Source organism: Clostridium sp. DJ247, from assembly GCF_014231265.1.
Window position 1 is genome coordinate 108,977 of the sequence record NZ_JABAIW010000005.1, and the last position, 26,219, is coordinate 135,195.

Consider the following 26,219-nt stretch of genomic DNA (forward strand, 5'->3'; position numbering starts at 1 on the left):
ACGTTCCCTCAAAATTTATAAAATAAATTCTTATTTAACTGTTTATAAATTTATAATACATTATTTTCTTTTTCTTGTCTATATATAAATATAAAAGATTGTATTCAAGTCCAGGGAATAAAACCTCTAATGAATTTTACCTGAAATTCTAAAATATAATAGCATTTCAAAAGATATGTTATTAATTTTTTTATCATGTTATACCCCACTAAAATTAACTTCATATGCGTAAATCATATACCATGTTAATAAAATCTCTTCTAAGCTGTGTTTTACAAAAATTTAATAAAAAATTAAATCAAATTTATTTTAACATTAAATTTATGTGTAATTGCGAGAATGTGGCAGAATTAGTCAGAATTTGTCCCCATAAAGTGGTTAATCCCCCCATTTCAGCTATTTGACGAGTATCGATTGTTTATGGTAGTTTCTTGTTGAGCAGATCTTGTCGTATAATTTGGAATGTTTGTTGAAGTAAAAAAAAAGATTTTTATATAAAATTGTGCTTTGGATATCGAAATAAATGTTGCAAAAACCGTGTAAATGGCCATTTACAGATACCTAGTTGAAACCTAAAAAGTAAATAATGTGCAAAGTTACACTTTTCTACTTGTTTTGAGCGTTTGCTTCCAATGCAATTCGATCAGATCATGAATCTTTTTATTAGACAAGTAAACATGTATAAATTAATGGCAAAGAGAAGTTCCCAGTTTGGAAAATAAGAAAAAAACAATTATTTAGGAGGTTTAAGTAATGATTAAATCAAAAGTTGCAAAATATGTTTTAATTGGTTCTATAATTTCTAGTTGTTTAGTAGGTACCGCTCAGAAAAGTTTTGCTGCAAGTGGCAGTATGGATTACAAAGAAACATACGGAGTTTCCCACATTACACGTTATGACATGCTAAAAATACCTGAACAACAAAACAGTGCACAATTTAAAGTGCCTCAATTCGATGCATCAACATTAAAAAACATCCCTTCGGCAAAAGGTTATGATGAGTATGGTAATTTAATAGATTTAGATGTTTGGGATAGCTGGCCACTGCAAAATGCTGATGGAACAGTGGCAAACTATCATGGATACAATCTTGTTTTTGCTTTAGCAGGAGACCCTAAAAGAGGATGGGACACGCATATTTACTTGTTCTATCAAAAAATAGGCGATACATCTATTGATAGCTGGAAAAATGCTGGTAGAGTATTTAAGTATGAAGATCAATTGAATTCAAATGATCCTATTCTAAAAGATCAAGCAGAAGAGTGGTCAGGTTCCGCAACATTAACAGCTGATGGAAAAGTTCGTTTATTTTATACAGATAGACACCCATGGGCACCAGAGCGCGGATTTTATGGTAAACAAACCTTAACAACGGCTCAAGTCAATGTATCTCAACCTGATGCTGATACCCTTAAAATTGATGGAGTAGAAGATCTAAAATCTATTTTTGATGGCGATGGTAAAATTTATCAAAACGTTACACAAGGTAATACTGAGGGAGATAACCATACATTAAGAGATCCTCACTATGTTGAAGACAATGGTCATAAATATCTTGTATTCGAAGCTAATACAGGAACAGAAGATGGTTACCAAGGTGATGAATCTTTATTTAATAAAGCTTTCTATGGTGGAAGTGAAGCTTTCTTCCAATCAGAAATGGACAAACTATTAGTTGGACCTAAGAAACGTGACGCTTCTTTAGCAAATGGTGCATTAGGGATTATTGAACTAAATGATGATTATACATTGAAAACAGTAATGAAACCATTGATTACATCTAATACAGTTACAGATGAAATAGAACGTGCTAACGTATTCAAAATGAATGGTAAATGGTATTTATTCACGGACTCAAGAGGAGCTAAAATGACTATTGATGGAATAGGTGCGAAAGATGTATACATGTTAGGTTACGTTTCAGATTCTTTAACTGGATCATACAAACCATTAAACAAAACTGGTCTTGTATTAAACATGGATCTTGACCCTGCTGACCCTACATTTACTTACTCTCACTTTGCTGTACCACAAGCTGACGGTAATAACGTAGTAATAACAAGTTATATAACGAATAGAGCTTTATATACAGACCACCATTCTAGCTTTGCACCAAGCTTTTTACTTAACATTGAAGGATCAAAAACATCAGTTGTACCAAATAGCATCCTTCCACAAGGACAACTTACAATTGATAAGTAATGGTCATCAGCTAAAAACTTATAAACTAAGATTAAAGATTTAGATTTAAAAAACATCAAAAAATTTTAGGAGGTTTAGTAATGATTAAGTCAAAAGTTGGAAAATTCGTTTTAATTGGTTCTATAATTTCTAGTTGTTTAATAGGTAGCGCTCAGCAAAGTTTTGCTGCAAGTGGCAGTATGGATTACAAAGAAACCTATGGCATTTCTCATATCACTCGTAATGACATGCTAAAAGTACCTGGACAGCAAAATAGTGCACAATTTAGTGTACCTCAATTTGATCCGTCTACAATAAAAAACATAGCTTCGGCAAAAGGTTATGATAAGTATGGTAATTTAATAGATTTAGATGTATGGGATAGTTGGCCATTACAAAATGCTGACGGAACAGTGGCAAATTATAATGGATACCAAATCGTTTTCGCTCTAGCAGGGGATCCTAAAAACGGCAATGATACATCTATTTACCTTTTCTATAAAAAAATAGGTGACAATTCTATTGACAGTTGGAAGAACGCTGGTAGAGTATTTAAAGATAGCGATAAATTTGATTCAAATGATCCTATTCTTAAGTATCAAACACAAGAGTGGTCAGGTTCTGCAACTTTAACTAAAGATGGTAAAGTACGTTTATTTTACACAGATTACTCTGGATCTCCAGAAGATGGAGGAACAGGTGCTGGTAAACAAACATTAACAACGGCTCAAATCAATATGTCTAATCCAGATGCTGATACTCTTAAGATTGATGGTGTAGAAGATCATAAATCTATTTTTGATGGTGGAGATGGTAAAATCTATCAAAATGTTCAGCAATTTATAGATGAAGGCAAGTGGAGCTCAGGAGATAACCATACTTTAAGAGATCCTCACTATGTTGAAGATAATGGTCATAAATATCTTGTTTTTGAAGCTAATACAGGAACAGAAGATGGTTACCAAGGTGATGAATCTTTATTTAATAAAGCTTTCTATGGTGGCAGTGAAGTCTTCTTCCAGTCAGAAAAAGATAAACTATTAATTGGACCTAAAAAACATGATGCTTCTTTAGCTAATGGAGCACTAGGTATTATTGAATTAAACGATGACTATACATTGAAAACAGTAATGAAACCATTGATTACATCTAATACAGTTACAGATGAAATAGAACGTGCTAACGTATTCAAAATGAATGGTAAATGGTATTTATTCACAGACTCAAGAGGAGCTAAAATGACTATTGATGGAATAGGTGCGAAAGATGTATACATGTTAGGATATGTGGCAGATTCCTTAACTGGTTCATACAAACCATTAAATGGAAGTGGGCTTGTATTAAACATGAATCTTGACCCTGCTGACCTTACATTTACTTACTCTCACTTTGCTGTACCACAAGCTGATGGTAATAACGTGGTAATAACAAGTTATATGACAAATAGAGGTTTCTATACAGACCACCAGTCTACCTTTGCGCCAAGCTTTTTACTGAACATTGAAGGATCAAAAACATCAGTTGTACCAAACAGCATCCTTCCACAAGGACAACTTACAATTGATAAGTAATGGTCATAAGCTAAAAACATATAAACTAAGATTAAAGATTTGGACTTAAAAATATAAAAAATTCTCAAAAATGCCGATGGAATATCGGCATTTTTTTGCAGATAAAGCTCTATCTACTTGTAGGTTAAAAGCATCTTAAAAATAAAAGGTATATAGATAACCACGCCCGAAATTTAATATAAATTAAATTTAAGCTATGTTTACCTATAATCTCCACAAGGTTCAAAATATTAACAAAAAAGGAGATGTCTATTTGCAAAGAAGAGAAATTTATAAAAAAGCATATAAACAATTAACTGCTTTAATTACCCGTTTTGGTATATTATTGGTTATTTTATTATTCTTCTATTATTCAAATAAGGAGATAGCTAAAACGATAATTGCTCAAAATTCAACTTATCGGGCAATATATCATTTCACCACGCCTGGTAAATGGAAAAATGATCCACAGAGGCCTATATTTTTTGATGGGAAGTATCATTACTATTATCTCTATAATAGTGATTATCCAAATGGCAATGGTACAGAATGGAGGCAGGCCACATCGGAGGATTTAGTGCACTGGAAGGATGAAGGGGTAGCTATTCCTAAATATACAAATAAAAACAGGGATATATGGTCAGGATCTGTTGTTGTTGACATCAATAATACAGCAGGCTTTGGAGAAGGAGCTATTGTGGCCGTTGCAACACAGTCCTCCGCTAATGGCGGTCAGCAGGAACAATTCCTTTGGTACAGTACGGACAAAGGAATATCGTTTAAACCTTATAGTGATCAACCGATTATACCAAACCCGGGGACAAAAGATTTTAGAGATCCAAAAATCACATGGGATTCTTACACTAATAAATGGGTAATGGTCTTAGCGGAAGGAACAAAAATTGGCTTTTATGAATCCCGTAATCTTAAAAGTTGGCACTATACAGGTGGTTTCTTTACAGAAAATATAGGTACTATAGAATGTCCTGATCTCTTTATGATGCTGGCAAATGACGGTACGTACAAGTGGGTTCTAGGTGCTAGTGCCAATGGCAAATCTACAGACAAACCTAATACTTATGCCTATTGGATAGGCAATTATAATGGAAAAGAATTTGTAGCCGATGAAAGTGAACTTCAATGGCTGGATTATGGCTTTGATTGGTACGCAGGTGTGACCTTTGAGAGTGGCAACAGCAGTGATAAATTTACGAAACGTTATGCTTTAGCCTGGATGAATAACTGGGATTACCCACACAATACCCCAACTGTGCGAGAAGGCTTCAATGGAATGGATTCTATTGTGCGACAGATCAGCTTAAAAAAACAAGTGGATAACACCTATAGCTTGGTCTCGCAGCCTGTTGAAACTTTAGATAGTATAGTAACGTCAACTGACTATTTTAATGAAATCCAAGTGAATGGATCAAAAACGCTGGAAGTTCAAGGTGAAGCGTACCAACTTGACGCGGATATAAGTTGGTTAGATGCCAAAAATGTAGGATTTAAGCTTCGAGAATCAGATGACAAAAAACGTCATATCGACGTGGGGGTTTTTGTTGAAGGCCAACATTCTTATGTTAATAGAACTTTTACAGCACAGCCTGACAAAAATAAAAAATATGTTGAAAGTAGAGCAACCTTTGATACAAGTAAGAAGAAGGTTCATTTAAAGATTCTCGTTGATAAAACAAGTGTAGAAGTATTTGTTGATGATGGTAAGATTGCTTACTCAAGTGAAGTATTTCCTAATTTAAATGATAAAGGAATAACCCTTTTTTCTATTGGTGGTAAATCGATCTTTGAAAATGTTGTAATCAAACACTTTCATTCCATCAATAGGTAAAATTAGGGAAAGAATTTAAAATGTAGATATAATATTATTATAAAATTGAATGTAAAGGAATTCAATTGAAAAAGAGAGAGTAATTTATGTTAATAAAGGAGGAGAATGATATGAGCTTTATTATTGTAATATAGTTTCATCATTATTTTATATCCATTTCCCAAAGCTGATTTGATCCTGTTAGTGTTCTATTGGGTATAATTATACGATTAATTTTAAGCTTTATAATTCTTTGATTTTTTTAAATTTCAAGTTCTTTGCATAATCTATATAAGATTTTATTGTTTACAAATTGTTTGCAATTGAAATCGTATTTACATCTTATATGATGCAGTATTTTTCTATAGCCATAGTTTATAGTATCACCATCTACAAATTCTAAAATATATTCTTTAATCTCATCATCAAATACTTTTTTATATTGCTAGTCAGTGAATAACCTTTTGGCTTTACTCCTTTATCTAAGGTTGATAATAAAGATAAAATAGCATCTCAAAAAGAATATTATGAATTTTTTTGATTTTTTATACCCCCTGAAATTAACTTCATATGCGTATATGGCATATAAGGTAATTAGCAAATGAAGGGTATTATATATCATGTCAACAAAGTTCTTATTTGAATTATGTTTAACAAAAAATTAATATAAAATTAAATTTAACTTATATTTAAATTAGATTTATGTGTAATTGTGAGGATTTGCTTGAATTAGTCAGAATTTGTCGAAATAAAGCAGTTAACCCGATTTGATTTGTTTGACGAGTATTGATTGTTTATGTTAGTTTTTTGTTGAACAAGTCAACATGTCTAAATCAATGACAAAGAAAAGAAATAGTTATTTAGGAGGTTTAAGTAATGATTAAGTCAAAAGTTGGAAAATTTGTTTTAATTGGTTCTATAATTTCTAGTTGTTTAGTAGGTACTGCTCAGAAAAGTTTTGCTGCAAGTAGTAGTATGGATTACAAAGAAACCTATGGCATTTCCCATATCACTCGTAATGACATGCTGAAAATACCTGAACAACAAAAAAGCGAACAATTTAAAGTACCTCAATTTGATGCATCAACAATAAAGAACATTCCTTCTGCAATAAAGTATGATGAGTCGGGCAACAAAATTGATTTAGATGTTTGGGATACCTGGCCGCTACAAAACGCTGATGGAACAGTGGCAAATTATAATGGCTACCATATCGTTTTTGGTTTAGCAGGAAACCCTAAAGAGGGAAGTGACACATTTATTTACTTGTTCTATCAAAAAATAGGCGATACATCCATTGATAGCTGGAAAAATGCGGGTAGAGTATTTAAGAATAGTGATAAATTCGTTCCAAACGATTCTATTCTAAATAATCAAGCAGAAGAGTGGTCAGGTTCTGCAACCTTAACATCTGATGGAAAAGTTCGTTTATTTTATACAAATCGTCATCCTTGGGCACCAGAACGCGGGTTTTATGGTAAACAAACCTTAACAACGGCTCAAATCAATGTATCTCAACCAAAGGCTGATACGCTGAAAGCGGATGGCGTAGAAGATTTCAAATCGATCTTTGATGGAGACGGTAAATTCTATCAAACTGTTGATCAAGCTTTCGCTGGAGGGGACTATTCCGATAATCATACATTAAGAGATCCTCACTATGTTGAAGACAATGGTCGTAAATACCTTGTTTTTGAAGCGAACACTGGGACAGAAACGGGTTACCAAGGAGAAGAATCCTTCTTTAATAAAGCTTACTATGGTGGAAGTGAAAAATTCTTCCAAGCTGAAAAAAATAAATTATTACAAAGTCCTAATAAACCTTATGCGAAAATAGCGAATGGTGCACTAGGTATCATTGAATTAAATGATGATTATACTTTGAAAAAAGTAATGAAACCGCTGATTGCATCCAATACAGTAACAGATGAAATTGAACGAGCTAACGTATTTAACATGAATGGTAAATGGTATTTATTCACAAGCTCAAGAGGATCTAAAATGTTCGTTGATGGAATTGATGCGGAAGACATTTACATGTTAGGTTACGTATCAGATTCTTTAACTGGACCATATAAACCTTTAAATGGTACTGGACTTGTATTACATCAAGATCTTGATCCTAAGGATATTACCTGGAATTACGCTCACTTTGCGATCCCGCAAGTTAAAGGGAATAATGTGGTCATCACAAGTTATATGACAAACAGAGGTTACTTTGCAGATCATCATTCTACTTTTGCACCGAGTTTCTTACTGAACATTCAAGGACCAAAAACTTCTGTTGTACCAAATAGTATCCTTGAACAAGGACAAGTGACGATTGATAAGTAATGGTCATCAGCTAAAAACTTATAAAATAAGATTAAAGATTTAGATTTGAAAAACATAAAAAATTTTAAAAAATGCCGATTAAATATCGGCATTTTTTTACAGATAAATCTCTACCTTCTTATAGATTAAAAGCATCTTAAAAACAAGCAGGTATCATTTCCACCGTAGCTAGAATATGAAGGGAGGTATTTATTTGGAAAAAAGAGAAATTCATAAGAAAGTATATAAACTATTAGCTGCTTTAATGATCTTTTTGGGGATATTATTAATTATCTTTTTATTTTTCTATCATTCAGATAAAAAAATAAATAAAACAGTAATTCCTCAAAAGCCAAACTATCGAGCAATATATCATTTCACAACGCCTGACAAATGGAAAAATGATCCACAAACACCTGTATTTTTTGATGGAAAGTATCATTACTATTATCTCTATAATCGTGATTATCCAAATGGAAATGGTACGGAATGGAGGCAGGCCACATCAGAGGATTTGGTGCACTGGAAAGATGAGGGGGTAGCTATTCCTAAATATACAAATAAAAATGGGGATATATGGTCGGGATCCGTGGTTGTTGACACCAACAATACAGCAGGCTTTGGAGAAGGAGCTATTGTGGCCATTGTAACACAGCCCTCCGCTAATGGCGGTCAGCAGGAACAATGTCTTTGGTACAGTACGGACAAAGGAAGAACGTTTAAATCTTATAGTGATCAACCCATTATCCCAAATCCGAGCACAAAAGATTTTAGAGATCCAAAAATCATCTGGGATCCTCAGACTGATAAATGGGTAATGCTCTTGGCAGAAGGGACGAAGATTGGTTTTTATGAGTCTCATAATCTGAAAAATTGGCACTATACAGGTGGTTTCTTCACAGAAAATATAGGTATTGTGGAATGTCCGGATCTCTTTATGATGAGAGCAAATGACGGGACGTACAAGTGGGTTCTAGGTGCCAGTGCTAATGGAAAATCTGCAGGCAAACCCAATACTTATGCGTATTGGATAGGCAATTATAATGGAAAAGAATTTGTAGCCGATGAAAGTGAACCTCAATGGCTGGATTATGGCTTTGACTGGTATGCAGGCGTTACGTTTGAGAATGGCAACAGCAGTGATAAATTCACGAAACGTTATGCTTTAGCTTGGATGAATAACTGGGATTATCCAAACAATACCCCAACAATGCAAGAAGGCTTCAATGGAATGGACTCTATTGTACGCCAAATCAGCTTAAAAAAACAAGTGGACAATATGTATAGCCTGATCTCACAGCCGATTGAAACCTTGGATGATCTGATAACGTCAACCGACTATTTTAATGAAATCCAAGTGACTGGATCAGAAACACTTAAAGTTCAAGGCGAAGCGTATCAACTTGATGCGGATATAAGCTGGTTAGATGCCAAGAATGTAGGATTTAGCCTTCGAGAATCAGCAGATAAAAAACGTCATATTGACGTGGGAGTTTTTGTTGAAGGTCAATACTCTTATGTAAATAGAACTTTTACAGAACAGCCCGACAAAAGTCAAAAATATGTTGAAAGCAGAGCACCATTTGATACAAGTAAGAAGAAAGTTCATTTGAAGATTCTCGTTGATAAAACAAGTATAGAAGTATTTGTTGATGATGGTAAGGTTACTTACTCAAGTGAAGTATTTCCTCATTTAAATGATAAAGGAATAACCCTTTTTTCTATTGGCGGTAAATCGATCTTTGAAAATGTTGTGATTAAACACTTTCGTTCTATCAATAGGTAATACGAGAAAAGGTTATGTCTATTTATTTTCGTGATCAGGATTTAAATTTAATGAAAATATCGAACAAGATAAACGCGGGTAGTCATTGGATAAAAGAAGCAATTGAGTAGGAAGGAGGAGGTGCTTCGCCTCCTATTCTCTAACAATTATTGGATAAAAAATAGGACTGCTCATATGGCATATTTACGCATTATGAGACAGCCCCTCTTTACCAAACTACATACAATTTATTTTTTATAAATAATTTATTCAGTTACATTCTTTTTAACAACTGAAAGGATAATTGCTGTTACTGCTGTACCTGCAAGTATAGCTACCAAATATTGTAATAAACCTGTAACTACCTGAGGTATCACTAAAACCCATATTCCACCATGTGGTACTGCTAGTGTGCATCCAAATATCATTGATAATGCTCCTGTTACTGCTGAACCTGCCATTATTGATGGTATTACTCTGAATGGGTCTCCTGCTGCAAATGGGATTGCACCTTCTGTTATAAATGATGCACCAAGTGCCCAAGCAGCTTTTCCTGCTTCTCTTTCTTGTTCAGTGAATTTCTTCTTTGCTATTACTGTTGCAAGTGCTATTCCAAGTGGAGGAACCATACCAGCTGCCATTACAGCTGCCATTATTGCAGATCCGCCTGTTGCTAATGTTCCTGTTGCAAATACATATGCTGCTTTATTGAATGGACCACCCATGTCAAATGCCATAAAGCATCCTAATACAATACCTAGAAGTGCTGCATTTGCGCCTCCTAAACTCTTTAACCATGATGTTAGTCCTTCATTTATAGCTTTCATAGGGCTTCCTAATATAAATATCATTATTAATGCTATTATTGCTGTTGATAACACTGGTATTATTAATACTGGCATTAAGCCATCTAATGTCTTTGGTAATTTTATATATTTCTTTATTAGTGCCACTACATATCCTGCTAATAAACCTGCTAACAATGCTCCTAAAAATCCTGCTCCTATGGTACTTGACAAAGCTCCACCTACAAATCCTGGTACAAGTCCTGGTCTGTCAGCTATTGAGTATGCCATATAACCTGCTAATACTGGAAGCATAAGTCCAAAGGATTGCTTTCCTGCACTAAATAAAGCTTCTGCTACTGTTCCTGGAGAATTGTATACATATATTCCACCAAATGCAAATCCTAAAGCTATAAGTAAACCACCAGCTACAACGAAAGGTATCATATATGATACACCTGTCATTAAGTGCTTGTATACTCCTTTTCTTTCCTTTTTCTCTACATTTGTTGTTGATGCTTGCACCTTATTATCTGATGCTTTTGCCTGCAATGCCTGATTTATCAAACCTTTTGCATCCTTGATAGCATCCTTTACTGAAACTACAACCATAGGCATTCCTGCAAACCTGCTTTTGTCTACATTAGTATCTGCTGCAATTATAACTGCTCTTGCTTCTTTCAAGTCTTGTTCTGTAATTACATTTTCTGCTCCTACAGAACCTTGAGTTTCAACTTTTATCTCATGTCCCATTTCTTTAGCCGCTATCTGAAGAGCTTCTGCTGCCATATAAGTATGTGCTATACCCGTTGGACAACTTGTTATTGCTACTAATTTCATATTTCTTCCCCCTTTACTATTTATTCAAAAACTTTTATAAAATCTTCAAAGCTTTGAACTTTGAAGAGGTTTTCTCTTGTTTCAGTATGCATAAGCTTTCTAGATATTTCACTTAATGCTCTTAAATGAACATCACTTGACTCCTCTGGAACCGCAATAAGGAAAAACAAATGTGCTGGTTTATCATCCATAGACTGATAATCTACGCCTTTATTACTTCTTCCAAAAGCTATAGAAGCTTCTTTTACAGCATTACTTTTTCCATGTGGTATTGCTATTCCCATACCTATACCTGTTGAAAATTCTTCTTCTCTCTTTAACACAGCTTGTCTAAACTTTTCTTTATCTATTATTTTTCCGTCATCATATAAAATCTGTATTAGCTCATTTATAGCCTCATCCTTACTAGTTGCCTTTAGATCAAAATTTACCCTATCCTTTGAAAACATGTCCTTTGTTGTCATTTAAAATACCTCCTTAATTTCACCTTCTACTTTTTTTAATAACTCATTTACTTGTTCTAAAGTACACGCCTGTGTGCCATCAAAGGTTACACTGCTGCACCACTAAACCTTTTAACTCAATAGTTTTATCCATTGCAGGATTTAAAGTCACTGTAATTACCACATTTTCACCCCTCTTGTTTATTTTCCTGTATTATTATTTCTACCCCAGCATTTTCAAAATCTTTTAATATTTCTTTGTCTAATTCTTCACTTGTTATAATTGAAGATACTACTCTTATAGGACTTATAACAGAAAAACATACTTTATTAAATTTAGAATTATCTGCTACAATTATGACCTTATTTGCAACATTCATCATAGCCCTCTTAGTTTGAGCTTCCGTAAAATTAGGTGTTGTTATACCTTCTTCTATGGATACACCGTTAGCTCCAATAAAAGCCTTATCTACCCTAAAGTTTTTCAATGTATTTTCAGTTATATGCCCAACCATAGCTCTTGTAGTGGTCCTCATGCTTCCCCCAGTAACTATAAGATCAACTTTATCATTATTAGACAAAACTGCAGCTATATCAATAGAATTGGTTATAACTGTGACTTGATTTACTTGTATATGCTTCGCTATTTCTAAGGTTGTCGTACCTGAGTCTAATATAATTGTATCTCCATCCTTTATCATAGAGGTTGCAATTTTAGCTATAGCGACTTTTTGCTCATGTTCTTCTATTTCTTTTTGTTTAAATGAAGGTTCAAAACTAGTGCCTTGTACACTTACTGCTCCTCCATGAGTTCTAGTCAAAAGACCCTTTTGCTCCATCTCTTGTAGATCTCTTCTTATGGTTGATTCAGAAATATTAAATATCTCTGCTAGTGCACTTACCTTTAAACTACTTTTTTCTTTTAACAATTCTGATATTTTTTGTTGCCTTTCTTCTGAAAACATATAAACATCACTCTCATCTTTGATCATTTTTAACAAATTTAAAATATTAGTCAAATCCAATCAATTTGTAAACGTTTTATCAACCCTTTAATCTAATTGTAATCGATTGTAATCATAATGTCAACATGCATTTGCTCATTTTTATAACTTTCAGTAAATTTATGAGCAGTTTCAATCAAACATTGCTCATATGTGATGATTTTGCTTACTTGTCTTTTCTCAAATCCAAGCTTTAGACTCATAAAAAAGTATTTATGGTGCCTAAGAGTTGGTAATATACCCTGGTGGTTAAGTCAAGTTTTGAGGTTGGATATCTATTAATAACTATGTTGAATTTTGTGTAATGTTGTGATTTTACATGTAATTAATATTCATGTAATCTTTATTTAACATTATATAAATATAATTACAATTGGCAATTAAATAAAAGGTAGGTATTAATATGAAAAAATTAATATTTGTACTATTAGATGGGTTAACACGAAAAGGGGCTAAAGATAACATGGGATATTTGTGGCATATGGTGGAATCTCAAAATGCATGTTATATAGACATTAAAGGTGAACTTCCCAGCCTTTCAAGACCTTGTTACGAAACAATTTTCACCGGAATGCCTGTATATGAACATGGTATAACATCAAACAACATTACACGCAATTCCACATTCCAAAATATATTTTCTTTAGCAAAGAAAAGTAATCTAACTACTGGTGCAGCCGCTTATCATTGGATTAGTGAACTATATAATATAAGCCCATTTGTTCCAGCTTTTCACAGGCAATTACATGAAGATTCTTTATCAATTCAACACGGTATATACTACTTTGAAGATAACTATCCAGATACTCATTTATTCTTAGATGGTGAGTTTCTAAGAAAACAATATAATTTGGATTTTCTTCTAATTCATCCTATGGGTCTAGATTTTATAGGACATTCTTATGGTTGTAATTCAAAGGAATATGAACTAAAACTAGTAGAAATGGATTCTATGCTTGCAAATCTTATACCATTATGGATAAACGAAAACTACTCAGTAATTGTAACTTCAGATCATGGTATGAGTGAGCTAGGAAACCATGGTGGCAATAATGAATTACTTAGAAACTTACCCTTATTTCTCTTTAATGCTGGATTAAAAACTGAAGACCGTGAATATTCCCAGCTAAGTATAGCTCCAACTATATGCCAAATACTAGGTATAGAGCCTTCCACTTCAATGAAATATGAACCTATCAAATTAATTTAAATATAAAACTAATTTTAAGGAGAGATTAATCTATGTTAAAGAAATCAAAAACTTCACTAATACTAAGTTTAATATTGACAACATTAGTTGCAACTTCATTTGTAGGATGTGGAACAAAAAAAGATTCCTCACAAGCAAATACCAATCAAACAGAAACTATGGCTAGACCATCAAAAGAAGATGTAAAAAAAGAGGGTAAGCTAGTTTCCTATGGAATGCCAAACGAGTGGGCAAATTATTTAGAAATATTTAAAACTTTCACAAATAACTATGGAATAACCCACGAGGATACAGATATGTCAAGTGCTGAAGAATTGGCAAAGTTTAAGGCTGAAAAAGACAAGCCTCTTGCTGATATTGGAGATGTAGGCATTGTATTTGGTAATATAGCTAAATCTGAAAATATCGTACAACCTTATAAAAATACATACTGGAAGGATGTACCTGATTGGGCTAAAGATAAAGACGGTTATTGGACTGGTGCTTATACAGGTACAATTGCTTTCCTAGTAAATAAAAAACTGGTAAAAGATGTTCCTCACAGTTTCAAAGATCTTCAAAACCCTGAATATAAAAATTCTATAGTTGTAGGTGACATGTTAAAAGCTGCTCAATCACAGAACGCTTTACTTGCAGCAGCTATTGCAAATGGCGGTGATGAAAGTAATCTTCAACCTGGAATAAATTACTTTAAACAATTGAAGAAAATGGGCAATATAAAAGATGTAGATAACAGAATAGGAAACTTCCAAAAAGGAGAAATTCCAATAGGAATCCTATGGGATTTTAATGCGCTGAACTATAGAAAAACTATGAATGCAGAGGCAGACTACGAAATAGTGATACCTAGTGATGGAACAGTTATAAGTGCATATGTATCTATAATAAATAAATATGCACCTCATCCAAATGCAGCTAAAGCTTTCCAAGATTACCTATTCAGTGATGAAGGACAAATAAACCTTGCTAAAGGTTTTGCAAAACCTATAAGAGATGTTAAACTTCCTGATGATGTGGCTAAACAATTGTTACCAAACGATGCTTATAAATCTGCAAAACCTATAAAAGACTATGCTGCCTGGGATAAAAACAGTAAGGAGATACCAAATTTATGGAGAGACAATATATTAACACAATAAAAAGTGAACTAAGAAAAAGGGGCCTTCTTTGGCTTCCTTTTTTAGCACTAATTACATTAGTTTTAGCCTTTGAAATAATTCCAGGTTTTTATATTTTCTTGAGTAGCTTTAGCTCTGAAAAAGGCTTTACTTTGGCAAATTATTTAACAGTCTTTACAAAAAAATTCTATTTGCTTTCCTTGACCAACAGCTTAGCTGTATCTTTGTATTCTGCCGCTTTTGGTCTTTTTATAGGTACCTATGCTGCTTTTTGTTTAAAAACTTTAGGAGGCGAAATCCCTGAAAAATTAATTACAGTAATAAATATTACCACAAACTTTTCTGGAGTACCCTTAGCCTTTGCATTTATTATTCTCCTAGGCTCAAATGGACTTTTTACTATACTTTTAAAAAATAAATTAAATCTTGACATTTACAGTCATGGTTTTAATTTATTCTCCTGGTCAGGTATAACACTTACATATATATACTTCGAAATTCCACTAGCTATAATGCTTATGTATCCTGCCATATATGGAATAAAAGATGATATTAAGGAGGCTGCTATGACCTTAGGTGCAAGTAACTTTACCTTCTGGCTAAAAATTGGAATACCTACACTTATGCCATCTTTATTGGGAAGTTTCTGCATACTATTTGCTAATTCCTTAGGCGCTTATGCCACAGCCTATGCCTTAGTAAATGCTAATAAGAATTTGTTATCTATAACCATAGCCAATCTTGTATCTGGTGACATAATCACCGACCCATCACTAGCCAGTGCCTTGGCCACAATAATGGGTGGTATTTTAATGTTAATGATATTTGTAAATAATTTTAGGAGGAGAAAATGTTAAAGAAAAATACAGGAAAAAAGATTTTTTTAGTACTGTTAATGATATATCTATTTATACCTATATTAGCTACTATTTTATTTTCAGTTACAGATAAATGGGATACTACCATTCTTCCACAGAGCTATACTTTAAAATACTATAGTATCATATTTTCCGATGATAACTTTATTACCTCTCTACTTCAAACTATAAACATAAGTGTAATAACATCTATAGTATCTGTAATTATATTGGTTCCATGTATATACGTAACTTCTTTATATTATAAAAAACTAGAAAAGTTTTTTGAAATTTTAGCAGTAATTCCTTTTATTCTACCTGGGGTAATACTGGCAATAGGACTTATTCAAATGTACTCTAAAGACCCTATAAATATCACTGGTACTATATGGATTTTATTTGGAGCTTATTTTGTATTATGTTTACCTTTTATGTATCGATCTATTAAAAATAGTTTTATAGGAATAGATGCTCTAAGGCTCACAGAAGCTGCTATGATTTTGGGTTGTAACGAATTTCAAGCCTTTTTAAAAGTTATAATTCCAAACGTAATAAGAGGCATAATATCAGCTGTACTTTTATCTATCTCTATATTATTTGGAGAATTCGTTCTAGCTAATCTTCTAGTAGGTAATAATTACAGAACTATCCAAATCTATTTATTTAATGCCTTGAATTCAAATGGTCATACTGCCAGTGCTATTGTTTCAGTTTATTTAATAGTAATATTTATGATTTCTTATATAGCTATTTTGTTAACAGGTAAAAAGCAAAGAAAAATGGAGGATTAATTATGAGCTATATTTCTATAAAACAGATAAATAAAGATTTCAGAGGAATTAAAGCACTAAATGATCTAAACCTAGATATAGAAAAAGGAGAATTTATAACTCTTCTTGGTCCTTCAGGATGCGGCAAAAGCACACTGCTAAGGATTATTGCAGGACTTGAAACCTCAAGTAGTGGTGATATTTTTATTAATAATAAAAATATCATAGATATTCCAGTTAACAAGAGAAACATAGGTATGGTTTTTCAATCCTATTCTCTTTTTCCAAATATGACCACCGAGGAAAATGTAGCCTTTGGTCTTAAATTAAAAAGACTTCCTAAACCTAACATAAATGCTAAAGTTCATGAAATATTAAGTATAGTAGGACTTGCTGGAAGGGAAAAACACTATCCTCATCAGCTTTCAGGGGGACAACAGCAAAGAGTTGCTCTAGCACGCGCCTTAGTTGTTAACCCAGATGTACTATTGTTAGATGAACCTTTAAGTGCATTAGACGCAAAAATCAGGATAAGTTTAAGAAATCTTATAAAAGATATACAACAAAAACTTAAAATAACAACAATTTTTGTTACCCATGATCAAGAAGAAGCTCTTTCACTTTCAGATAGAATATTTGTTATGGAAAAAGGAGAAGTAGTTCAACAGGGATCTCCTGAGGAAATATACCAAAAACCTAAAACTCAATTTGTAGCCAGCTTCATTGGAACATACAATTTTTTTAGTTCCTCATTTTTAAATGAACCAGAAGATAACAAACAAATTCTTGTTAGACCAGAACATATAAATATTATTCCTGATAAGAATATAAATTTGTATAAAAATGCTCTCCATGGAATAATACATAATGTATATTTTTTAGGTAATATTATTAGATTAAATATACTAGTTAATGATACAATTGTAATAGTTGATACTTTAAATAAAGATGCTAGTCATTACCTAAAAGGGAATAAACTTTCTTTTTATATAGAAAAAGATAAATATATACAGTTAACCTAATCCTATATAATTACAAGGAGGTATTTATCATGCTTGCTCAGGAAAGACAGGAAGAAATACTAAAGCTTATAAAAGAACATAAAAACATAAAAACATCTCAACTAATGGAAATGTTCAATGTATCTAATGAAACTATACGACGTGATTTAGATTATCTAGAACAGCAAGGCTGTCTCAAAAAAGTTTACGGAGGAGCTATCTTAACTAAAAAGCTCAGTTGGGAACCTCCGCTCAATGAAAGAACTTTAATAAAAAGAAAAGAAAAACTAGCTATTGCTAGAGAATGTGCGAAGATAATAAATGATGATGAAATCATTTTTATAGATTCAGGTACCACTCCACTTGAAGTTGTAAAAAACCTTAAAAATAAAAGAAATTTAACAATATTTACTATATCTTTGCCTGTAGCTAACTTCGTTATAAATGAACTCGATGCAAAATGCATTATTTTAGGTGGAGAAGTTAGAAAAAAGGAACAGAGCTTAAACGGACCTATCACCGAACTTATTTTAAATAATCTTCATTTTGACAAAGCAATTCTTTCGGCAGGTGGAATAGATAGTAAAATAGGACTAACAGATTACGATTTAAATGATGTAAGCGTTAAAAAAAAAGTAGTGCACTCCGTAGATGAAACAATTGTAGTAGCAGATTCATCTAAATTTGGAGTAAAAGCTCTTGCTCAAGTGGCAGCATTAAATGAATTATCTGTTATAATTACAGATGAAAATATTGATAAAGAATGGCAGGATACCATTTTAAAACACGGAGTTGATTTAATAACTGCTTGTATAGATTAATGTATATTTAACTTAAAAACCTAGCGACTTAAAAATCACTAGGTTCTTTGTTTCATCTTATCTTTATAACTGTGAAAACATTATGTATCAATTTTACTGACAATCTTTACTTATTACATTTAAGTTCTTGTAATATTCTATTTATTAATGTTAAAAATACCTATATGATGTAAAGACGTATATAAATAATTCATAGTTGAAATGACTATATTAGTAACTGGAGGCGATTTTTTTGTTTGAACCTTTAAATATCATATTAAGAGTATTTTTAGCTCTCATATTTCTTTTTGCAGCCACTAAATTTTTAACTAAAAGAAGTTTATCCAATCTAACTTATTTTGACTACATTGCTGCTGCTACTCTTGGAACCGTAGCAGGCAATTTAGCTTTTAACGTAAAAATACATATTTTAAATTTTATTCTTTCTATGGTCCTTATAACATTGATTATCTCAATAGTATCCTATTTATCTCTAAAATATAAGTCTCTCCGCAAATTCTTTGCTGGAGAGCCAACTGTTTTAATTCAAAATGGGAAAATTTTAGAGAATAATTTGACTAGCTTAAACTATTCTTATGATTACTTAAACCAGCAACTAAGGCAAGAAAAGATATTTGATATTTGTCAAGTTGAATTTGCTATGCTTGAACCTGATGGAAAGCTAAGTGTTCAGCTAAAATCCCCAAATCGTCCATTAACTCCAAAAGACCTTGATTTACCAACAAAACATCAGGGTCTTTCAATTGAACTAGTTTTAGAAGGCAAAGTTATAGAAAAAAATCTGAAACAAAATGGCTTAACTCAACAATGGCTCTATAGAGAATTAAAGAAAAAAGGAATTGAAAATATAAAAGAAGTAGCTTTTGCTGCATTAGCTACTAATGGTAACCTTTATGTTGATCTTTACCATAATTAATATAGCACAACTGATAAAAATTCTCAAAATATAAGCAAATGCTTAATTGTGAGAATTTTTCTTTTTTCTAATCCAAGTGATAACAGATAGCATAGTTCCTAGAATTAAAATAAATATAGGCAGTACATAAGGATACTTTATGACTACATCGGATTCCCATGGAAATAAAAATCTCTCCAATTTTTTTATATCTCCTTTAAGTTCTTTTCTTTGTAATGGTTAGTTTTTCAATTGCTTTTTCTTAATTTTTAAAATTTTTTTAATAAGTGTGACCATAAATAGTATAGCTGGTAAAACAAAGTATATCATTATTGGTATAAGGTTTGGGTGAATTCTTAAACCAGATTGTATATGACTTGATACACTAGATGACATTGTCACGCCTAAATATAATACTATTATCAAAACTGGTAAGATAAATATCCTGCCATTTGCAACTGCAGTTAACTGTTGGATAGCTCTAACTATAGCAAAAAAATATATAGAAATTTTTAAAAATGAAGTAGTTAAAAAATATAAAACTGCTATAGCCTGTAGATTTTCAATAAATTCACTGACACTTATTTGTTGAACTACTGTGTACAAAGGGTAAATACTATTTTTGAATATACCTTCACCTAAAACCCCAATTGCTAGTATATCAAAAGCTGTAATGAGCAAGCCTGATGTAATAGTAGCCAGTATTGTAGTCTTTAAAATCTTTTTCGGCTGATTTACCAATGGCCAAATCATAGAAAATATTATGGACTCACCAAAGCCTACACTAATACCTACTGGCCATAAGGCCTTCCAAATTGGTTTCCAACCCTTACCTACAATAGGTTGTAAATTATGTATACTAATAATATCCGAACTAAATATTAAAATTACTTCAATAAAAAACAATAATAGAATCAATGGTAAAAATAATTCTCCTAATCTTGCAATAACCTCTATGCCGCTAAATACAGCATATGCCTCTACAAACATAAATATAGCTAAAATTATTAAAATGGATGTTCTAGGTAAAATTGTTACCGGAATTAAAAACCTTAAATCACCTAAAGTACGTCCCATATTATATATATTCGCTATGGTATATGTCCACGCAATAGTTGGTCCTAACCATTTTCCAAAGCGCAAAATACAGGCTTCTACTAAAGTTAATCCTGAGTTCATACGCATTAATAGGGTGTATAATAGATTTAGTATTATCCCTGTAGTTGTAGATATTAATATAACTATCCATGCATCCCTACCAGCAGTTGATGCAAATCCAAATACAATAGTAGTTCCAATCTGAAACAACACTGTTATTGCATATAACTGGTAAGTTGAAATTTTCTCCATTTAATTTCTCCTTAGCTCTTACTTCAATTAAAATGAATTACCTAGAGGTTGCTTAAACCTAATGGTTATTTTTTATAATTTAGGTAATAATAGATAACATCATTCCCAAAATTAATAAAAATATAGGCATTGCTATAGGATAACTTTCTTTACAATCCATCAGTTTTTCAATGATTGCTTACTTTTCTTAAATTTCTTTCGAATTAATGTAACAATAAATAATACTCCTGGTAATACAAGATAAAATGGTGCCCATAAACTATATGGAATAATCTTAAGACCCGTTTCTATATGTGCTGATACGTTAGATGCCATTGTCATTCCTAAATATAATCCTATTACTAATACTGGTAAAATGAATATCCTGCCATTAGGAACTAAAACTAACTGTTGAATAGCTCTAACAGCTACAAACAAGTGAATAGACATTTTAAAAAATATAGTAGTTAAAAAGTACAAAACCTCTATTACCTGTAGATTTTCCATAAAGTTACCTACACTTATTTGTTGGATTAATGTATATAAAGGATAAATGCTATTCTTGAACATACCTTCACCTAAAACTGCGATTGCTAGAACATCAAATGATGCAATAAATAATCCAGATGTAATAGTAGCCAGCAATGTAGTCTTAATAATCTTCTCTGGTTGATTTACCAAAGGCCAAATCATAGTAAATTCTATAGACTCACCAAAGGATTGAGTTACACCTAGCGGCCATACAGTCTTCCAGATTGGTTTCCACCCCTTACCTGCAATAGGTAGTAAATAATTTATACGTATAATATCTGAACTAAAAATCAAAATTATTTCTACCAAAAACAATATGAAGATTATAGGCATAAATAATTCCCCAAGTCGTGCAATGACCTCTATACCACTAAATACACTATAGAATAGTACACCCATAAATATAACTAGAACTATAAAAATAGGCGTTCTAGGCAAAATTGTCATTGGAATCAAAAATTTAAAGTCACCTAACCCACGCGCTAACTCATATATAAATAATAAAGCATATATCCATGCAATAGGTGTACCCAACCACTTTCCAAACCGTATATTGTACCATTCCACCAAAGTTAAGCCAGGATTCATACGCATCAATAAATTGTATAATAGTACAACTAATACCCCCATAGCTGTAGATATTAGTGCAGCAATCCATGCATCTCTACCAGCAGTTGATCCAAATCCAAATACAATAGTAGTTCCAATTTGAAACAGTACCGTTATAACAAATAATTGGTAATTTGAGATCCTTTCCATATATTTTCTCCTTATTTTAAGGTTTTTCATTGTCTGGAGTTAAATTTTTACCGCTAAGCCCAATCTCAGGTATCCTTACATCACATATAATTCGTACATTTACCATTGGAAACTCTTCATCCCAACGTTCTTTGTAATAATTATTCCATTTTTGCGGATATTTTCGATATACTGCTGTGCCAAATCCATATACATCTGATTTTAGCTGTTTTTGTGCTTTTTCCAAGGATAACTGAATTCTCTTCTTAATATTCTCTGATACTTTTCCTTCAACAAAATGTACTGCCTCGGAATCACTTAAATCTAATTGGGAGGAATTTTCATAAATTTTTCCTTCCACATAAACTTTTACTTCCATTTTCACTTCATCGCCATTAAGTATAGGGTTAATTTCGGTCTTTGCCTTTGTAATGTCTATGCCTACCTTTCCACTATTCTTTTCATCAGGAACATTCGTTGTTATTACCCCTCTTTTTATTTCATTACGAAGCCATAAAGCTCCTCTAGCTTCTTCAGCAGTCATCCATCCAACCAATTTATATTTATGCAGTACAGCTGCTCCTCCTATGCCTGAAGTTATAGATTTAGATTCGCCATCCACCACTAAAGGTCTTACTATAACTTGTGCCGCAACTGGTTCTACACCTTCCTCCGTTATCATATTTATAAAATCCTTGAGATTAGTCCTAAACCCTGCTTCTAATTTTACCTCTTTTACAAATTTTTCAATAATACTTCTCTCCAATTTTGAGTGTAAACTTAGTATGTCAGTGGCTGCTTCTTCTGTAAAAAACATGTAAGCTCGTAGATGAGGTTCTGGATGTCTGAAAAGGAAATCAATGACGTCTGAAATCCCTTCTCGTGCTAGCTTTTCTCCTATGAAAATACCTTCAACTTGAGAAAGGAAAATTTTTCGAGATAACTTTTTCTCAATTTTTCTATAGGCGTCCATTATCCCATATCCTTTTTCTGAGATAAGTATTGTTGCTTCTGCGGCAGTAGCACCTCCACCTCCACCTCCCCCCAATAAACCACCGAAACTGGCTGATCTGGTAACGGGAAGGATCAGAGAAAGAATAATTTCACCGTTATCCGCCTTATCAAACCCAATACCTTCTACGATGGCAATATCAGTTACCTCCGTTGCATCCCTACAACCAGTAAGCAATTGCATAATTATGATAATCACCAACAATATACTTTTCTTTCTCATAAACTCCCTCCTTGCTGATTATGAACAAAATCTACTTAAATATTTTCAAGTTGTGCTGCAGTTTTGCCATAATTCAGCAAAGGTTTTAATACATCTGAGTCAATCAATTCGGTATTCACAAGTCCATCTATGAAAATAAGCATTCCTTTTTTTGAGCCACCAATTTCAAATTCCCTGTACACCACATCGAAGGTTTTATCAAAAATTATTTTCAATTGTTGAACATCATTTGTTGTATTGCCACTAATGCTTTGATTTGTTATATTGTTGTCTACTGTTGATTTATTAGAAAACCCACTTTTAGGTTTCTCCATTTTATGCCTCCCTATATAAATTATATATTTATATTTCTATGTATTTATTTGTTTTATTCTAACTATAATTTCAATATTTTGTTCTATAAATAGCTGTATTTATTTTTCACCATATATTAGTTTTTATTCTACTTTATATTTAAAGACAGTTTAGTAGCTAAACTTTTATTAGTTTGTGTGTAATGTATTAGCTGATATATCTTAATCTTTTAGGTATATATAATAAAAATTAATAAATATTAGATGAAAAATTTAACCCCGTATTTCTAAAAAATACGGGGTTTGTTAACAATATGTTTTTTAAACTATCATCTGCATTTTCTTTTAAAGCTCCTTTCAATCTGATTCAAGCTTCACTTTATGTTATCTATTTCGAACCAAAAGACTACTCCATCCTCAACATTCTCTACACCATAAGCATTATTATGCAGGTCTTGAAGGGCTTTTACTATAGAAAGTCCAAGTCCATATCCACCATAGGCCCTTGTTCTGGCTTTATCTACTTTATAAAAGCTACTCCACACTTTTTCTAAAGATTCTTCTGGTATATGCTTTCCGGTATTGAATATACTCACCCTTATTTTGTCTTTAATAACCCTTCTAGTTATCTTAATAACCCTGTTATCATCTATATGATTAACAGCGTTGTTTATATAATTTGTAAGTATCTGTTCAATTCTTACCATATCTCCATAGGCAATAATACTTTCACCAGGTTCAAATAGTACCTGAATATTTTTTTCTTTAAAGATAGACTGATATTTATTGAGCACATATTCTATTAAAGATGTTAAGTTAAACTCAGTCTTTTCAATTTGAAAATAACCTGATTCGATCTGTGAAAGATTTAGTAAGTCTTTTACTAACTTATTCATCTTATTTGTTTCCTTCATAATAACATCGCAGTAAAAGCTCCTGTCCTCTTGACTTTCAGCAATATTACTAACAAGTCCCTCTGCATACCCCTGTATTACTGATAGAGGAGTTCTCAACTCATGAGAAACACTAGAGATAAATTCTTTTCTCATCTCATCTATCTTTCTTTCCTTTTCAATATCCTCCTCAAGCTTCTTGTTTTTTATATTTAATTCTGTAATTGCTCTACCCAGCTCATCCGATAGATAGTTAACACTCTGCCCAAGTTGCCCAATTTCATCTTTACCACTTATGTTACATTTTTGACTAAAATCAAACTTAGCCATGTTTCTGGCAATACTATTCAACTCTAATATTGGTTTAGTAAATTTTCTGGAAAATACATAAGCCCATATGCATCCCAAAATCATAATTATAATACCAGTGCTAATAATAAATTTATTGGCAATATCAACACTTTCCTTTATTGAAACTAATGGTACTCTAATAGACAGTATGTCTCCACCGCTTAATTTCGTTACAAGAGTAAGAAAATCTATTTTTAGCAGAATATCCCTTCGAGTTTCAAAAGTATATTCACCTTCCGTATATTCGTTAACCTTATCAACGTTAGGAGGTTGATCCCTAGGCGGCTTCATGCTTGGTTTAAATTTGCTGTCACTTACTATGTTTTTTTCATTTGGAGGCCTACGTGAAGAAACATACACTGGTTCTCCATCTTTACTACGTATATCTATATTACTGCCGGTAATGTTAGCCGTTCTATCAAGTTCATCTTGTATATCCCTTACATTGCCTTTATACATAGTTGCTAAATTCTTTGCATTTTGTATAAGTATATTTTTCTTTTTGTTTATATAATATCGTTCAAGATATAGGTTATTTAGCAACCATAGAAGAGAAATAAAGAATACTGATAAGGAGGTTATGGAAACAAAAAGCTTTGATCTTATGGATTTATTCATTTTTCTACCTCAAATCTATAGCCGTAACCCCTTACAGTATTTATATAATCACTTTTAGTATCTAGTTTTATTCTCAATCTATTAATATGGGTATCTACTGTTCTTAAATCACCGTAATAATCATATCCCCATACCTTATCTAGTATCTGTTCTCTACTTAATGCCTTACCATAATTCTCAGCAAGATAAATCAAAAGTTCATATTCCTTAGGGCTTAAATCAATGGTAGACCCTTCGATAGCTACCTGACGTGCGTTTAAGTCTATTGTTAACCCACTAAATTCATTAACAATAGTATCTACAGGTACTGCTCTTCGTAATACAGCATTTACCCTTGCTATTAATATATTAGGACTAAATGGCTTAGATATATATTCATCCGCACCTATATCCAATCCAAATATCTCATCAAATTCTTCTCCCCTAGCAGTTAGCATAATAATAGGAACCCTAGATTTTTTTCTTATTTCTCTACATACAGTCCATCCATCATATTCAGGAAGCATCACATCAAGAATTATTAAATCTATATCATCTTCATTAGAAAACAACTCTAGAGCCTTCCGTCCATCCTCTGCCTCACTAATAAAATATCCTTCCTTTTTGAGAAAATCAGCTACAAGCTTTCTTATTAATGGCTCGTCATCAACTATTAATATTTTTTTGCCGTTCATGTTACCCCTCCAAGAAAAATGTCATTAGATTTATTATATTATATCTTTATTACAGTCATGTTACAATTCTATTAGTTATATAGATAACCTCAACTTAAATTTAACTTATACGTAGGAATATGCTGCCAAAACTGAAGGCACATTTAAAAACTTTTTGTCAGTCTTAGTGAAATGTTTTTA

21 protein-coding genes are annotated in these 26,219 nt (G+C 32.3%); 12 read left to right on the forward strand and 9 right to left on the reverse strand.

From position 1 onward, the window contains the following. The first annotated feature begins 753 nt into the window (after positions 1-753). From HGI79_RS03735 to HGI79_RS03755, 5 genes are all read left to right on the forward strand, one after another. Positions 754-2,202 (forward strand): glycoside hydrolase family 68 protein, encoded by a 1,449-nt coding sequence (locus HGI79_RS03735; protein ID WP_185649316.1) that lies wholly within the window; start codon positions 754-756, stop codon positions 2,200-2,202. 80 nt (positions 2,203-2,282) lie between these two features. Beyond that, positions 2,283-3,752 carry a glycoside hydrolase family 68 protein gene (locus HGI79_RS03740; RefSeq protein WP_185649317.1) on the forward strand — a complete coding sequence of 490 codons (1,470 nt, stop codon included), beginning with the start codon at positions 2,283-2,285 and terminating at the stop codon, positions 3,750-3,752. A gap of 253 nt (positions 3,753-4,005) precedes the next feature. Next, positions 4,006-5,577, forward strand: a complete 1,572-nt coding sequence (locus tag HGI79_RS03745) for a glycoside hydrolase family 32 protein (RefSeq protein WP_241428135.1) — start codon at positions 4,006-4,008, stop codon at positions 5,575-5,577. Positions 5,578-6,432: 855 nt separating this feature from the next. Then, complete coding sequence (locus tag HGI79_RS03750; protein WP_185649319.1) at positions 6,433-7,890, forward strand: glycoside hydrolase family 68 protein; 1,458 nt, start codon at positions 6,433-6,435, stop codon at positions 7,888-7,890. A gap of 193 nt (positions 7,891-8,083) precedes the next feature. Next, positions 8,084-9,655 carry a glycoside hydrolase family 32 protein gene (locus HGI79_RS03755; protein ID WP_278046681.1) on the forward strand — a complete coding sequence of 524 codons (1,572 nt, stop codon included), beginning with the start codon at positions 8,084-8,086 and terminating at the stop codon, positions 9,653-9,655. 245 nt (positions 9,656-9,900) lie between these two features. On the opposite strand, the gene HGI79_RS03760 is transcribed toward HGI79_RS03755, so the two are convergent. The 3 genes from HGI79_RS03760 to HGI79_RS03770 form a co-directional block, all read right to left on the reverse strand. Next, positions 9,901-11,259 carry a PTS fructose transporter subunit IIC gene (locus tag HGI79_RS03760; protein ID WP_185649320.1) on the reverse strand — a complete coding sequence of 453 codons (1,359 nt, stop codon included), beginning with the start codon at positions 11,257-11,259 and terminating at the stop codon, positions 9,901-9,903. Between the two features lie 20 nt (positions 11,260-11,279). Further along, positions 11,280-11,723, reverse strand: coding sequence for a PTS sugar transporter subunit IIA (locus HGI79_RS03765; RefSeq protein WP_185649321.1), 444 nt, complete (start codon positions 11,721-11,723; stop codon positions 11,280-11,282). A gap of 167 nt (positions 11,724-11,890) precedes the next feature. Continuing rightward, positions 11,891-12,694: a DeoR/GlpR family DNA-binding transcription regulator gene (locus tag HGI79_RS03770; RefSeq protein ID WP_241428136.1), complete on the reverse strand. Its 804-nt coding sequence runs from the start codon at positions 12,692-12,694 to the stop codon at positions 11,891-11,893. 415 nt (positions 12,695-13,109) lie between these two features. On the opposite strand from HGI79_RS03770, the gene HGI79_RS03775 reads away from it, so the two are divergent. From HGI79_RS03775 to HGI79_RS03805, 7 genes are all read left to right on the forward strand, one after another. Then, positions 13,110-13,916: an alkaline phosphatase family protein gene (locus HGI79_RS03775; protein WP_185649322.1), complete on the forward strand. Its 807-nt coding sequence runs from the start codon at positions 13,110-13,112 to the stop codon at positions 13,914-13,916. A gap of 32 nt (positions 13,917-13,948) precedes the next feature. Next, entirely contained in the window at positions 13,949-15,055 is a 1,107-nt protein-coding gene (locus HGI79_RS03780; protein ID WP_185649323.1) for an ABC transporter substrate-binding protein, read from the forward strand. Beyond that, a complete protein-coding gene (locus HGI79_RS03785) occupies positions 15,028-15,891 on the forward strand; it encodes an ABC transporter permease subunit (protein WP_185649324.1) in 864 nt (287 codons plus the stop codon). Before HGI79_RS03780 ends, HGI79_RS03785 begins: the two co-directional genes overlap by 28 nt. Continuing rightward, entirely contained in the window at positions 15,885-16,682 is a 798-nt protein-coding gene (locus tag HGI79_RS03790) for an ABC transporter permease (protein ID WP_185649325.1), read from the forward strand. Before HGI79_RS03785 ends, HGI79_RS03790 begins: the two co-directional genes overlap by 7 nt. Positions 16,683-16,684: 2 nt before the next feature. Continuing rightward, positions 16,685-17,683: an ABC transporter ATP-binding protein gene (locus HGI79_RS03795; RefSeq protein ID WP_185649326.1), complete on the forward strand. Its 999-nt coding sequence runs from the start codon at positions 16,685-16,687 to the stop codon at positions 17,681-17,683. A 29-nt stretch (positions 17,684-17,712) separates the two neighbouring features. Further along, entirely contained in the window at positions 17,713-18,483 is a 771-nt protein-coding gene (locus tag HGI79_RS03800) for a DeoR/GlpR family DNA-binding transcription regulator (RefSeq protein ID WP_185649327.1), read from the forward strand. A gap of 232 nt (positions 18,484-18,715) precedes the next feature. After that, complete coding sequence (locus HGI79_RS03805) at positions 18,716-19,399, forward strand: DUF421 domain-containing protein (RefSeq protein WP_185649328.1); 684 nt, start codon at positions 18,716-18,718, stop codon at positions 19,397-19,399. A gap of 219 nt (positions 19,400-19,618) precedes the next feature. Here HGI79_RS03805 and HGI79_RS03810 read toward each other — a convergent pair whose 3' ends face one another. The 6 genes from HGI79_RS03810 to HGI79_RS03835 all read right to left on the reverse strand — a co-directional run bounded on the left by HGI79_RS03810 (position 19,619) and on the right by HGI79_RS03835 (position 26,039). Next, entirely contained in the window at positions 19,619-20,728 is a 1,110-nt protein-coding gene (locus HGI79_RS03810) for an endospore germination permease (protein ID WP_185649329.1), read from the reverse strand. Between the two features lie 159 nt (positions 20,729-20,887). Continuing rightward, on the reverse strand, positions 20,888-21,997 hold the full coding sequence (locus tag HGI79_RS03815; RefSeq protein WP_185649330.1) for an endospore germination permease: 1,110 nt from the start codon (positions 21,995-21,997) through the stop codon (positions 20,888-20,890). Between the two features lie 16 nt (positions 21,998-22,013). Then, on the reverse strand, positions 22,014-23,210 hold the full coding sequence (locus HGI79_RS03820; protein ID WP_185649331.1) for a Ger(x)C family spore germination protein: 1,197 nt from the start codon (positions 23,208-23,210) through the stop codon (positions 22,014-22,016). Positions 23,211-23,245: 35 nt separating this feature from the next. Beyond that, positions 23,246-23,524, reverse strand: coding sequence for a spore germination protein (locus HGI79_RS03825; RefSeq protein ID WP_185649332.1), 279 nt, complete (start codon positions 23,522-23,524; stop codon positions 23,246-23,248). A gap of 353 nt (positions 23,525-23,877) precedes the next feature. Beyond that, the gene (locus HGI79_RS03830; protein WP_185649333.1) at positions 23,878-25,365 is read right to left on the reverse strand and encodes a histidine kinase dimerization/phospho-acceptor domain-containing protein; all 1,488 of its coding nucleotides are present in this window, start codon (positions 25,363-25,365) and stop codon (positions 23,878-23,880) included. Then, on the reverse strand, positions 25,362-26,039 hold the full coding sequence (locus HGI79_RS03835; RefSeq protein ID WP_185649334.1) for a response regulator: 678 nt from the start codon (positions 26,037-26,039) through the stop codon (positions 25,362-25,364). Before HGI79_RS03835 ends, HGI79_RS03830 begins: the two co-directional genes overlap by 4 nt. Positions 26,040-26,219: the final 180 nt, after the last annotated feature.

Bases quoted from the DNA above. Each gene is read 5' to 3' on its own strand.
- HGI79_RS03735 (WP_185649316.1), top strand. From the start codon at position 754: ATGATTAAATCAAAAGTTGCAAAATATGTTTTAATTGGTTCTATAATT.
- HGI79_RS03740 (WP_185649317.1), top strand. From the start codon at position 2,283: ATGATTAAGTCAAAAGTTGGAAAATTCGTTTTAATTGGTTCTATAATT.
- HGI79_RS03750 (WP_185649319.1), top strand. From the start codon at position 6,433: ATGATTAAGTCAAAAGTTGGAAAATTTGTTTTAATTGGTTCTATAATT.
- HGI79_RS03760 (WP_185649320.1), bottom strand. From the start codon at position 11,259: ATGAAATTAGTAGCAATAACAAGTTGTCCAACGGGTATAGCACATACT.
- HGI79_RS03765 (WP_185649321.1), bottom strand. From the start codon at position 11,723: ATGACAACAAAGGACATGTTTTCAAAGGATAGGGTAAATTTTGATCTA.
- HGI79_RS03770 (WP_241428136.1), bottom strand. From the start codon at position 12,694: ATGATCAAAGATGAGAGTGATGTTTATATGTTTTCAGAAGAAAGGCAA.
- HGI79_RS03775 (WP_185649322.1), top strand. From the start codon at position 13,110: ATGAAAAAATTAATATTTGTACTATTAGATGGGTTAACACGAAAAGGG.
- HGI79_RS03780 (WP_185649323.1), top strand. From the start codon at position 13,949: ATGTTAAAGAAATCAAAAACTTCACTAATACTAAGTTTAATATTGACA.
- HGI79_RS03785 (WP_185649324.1), top strand. From the start codon at position 15,028: ATGGAGAGACAATATATTAACACAATAAAAAGTGAACTAAGAAAAAGG.
- HGI79_RS03790 (WP_185649325.1), top strand. From the start codon at position 15,885: ATGTTAAAGAAAAATACAGGAAAAAAGATTTTTTTAGTACTGTTAATG.
- HGI79_RS03795 (WP_185649326.1), top strand. From the start codon at position 16,685: ATGAGCTATATTTCTATAAAACAGATAAATAAAGATTTCAGAGGAATT.
- HGI79_RS03800 (WP_185649327.1), top strand. From the start codon at position 17,713: ATGCTTGCTCAGGAAAGACAGGAAGAAATACTAAAGCTTATAAAAGAA.
- HGI79_RS03810 (WP_185649329.1), bottom strand. From the start codon at position 20,728: ATGGAGAAAATTTCAACTTACCAGTTATATGCAATAACAGTGTTGTTT.
- HGI79_RS03815 (WP_185649330.1), bottom strand. From the start codon at position 21,997: ATGGAAAGGATCTCAAATTACCAATTATTTGTTATAACGGTACTGTTT.
- HGI79_RS03820 (WP_185649331.1), bottom strand. From the start codon at position 23,210: ATGAGAAAGAAAAGTATATTGTTGGTGATTATCATAATTATGCAATTG.
- HGI79_RS03825 (WP_185649332.1), bottom strand. From the start codon at position 23,524: ATGGAGAAACCTAAAAGTGGGTTTTCTAATAAATCAACAGTAGACAAC.
- HGI79_RS03830 (WP_185649333.1), bottom strand. From the start codon at position 25,365: ATGAATAAATCCATAAGATCAAAGCTTTTTGTTTCCATAACCTCCTTA.
- HGI79_RS03835 (WP_185649334.1), bottom strand. From the start codon at position 26,039: ATGAACGGCAAAAAAATATTAATAGTTGATGACGAGCCATTAATAAGA.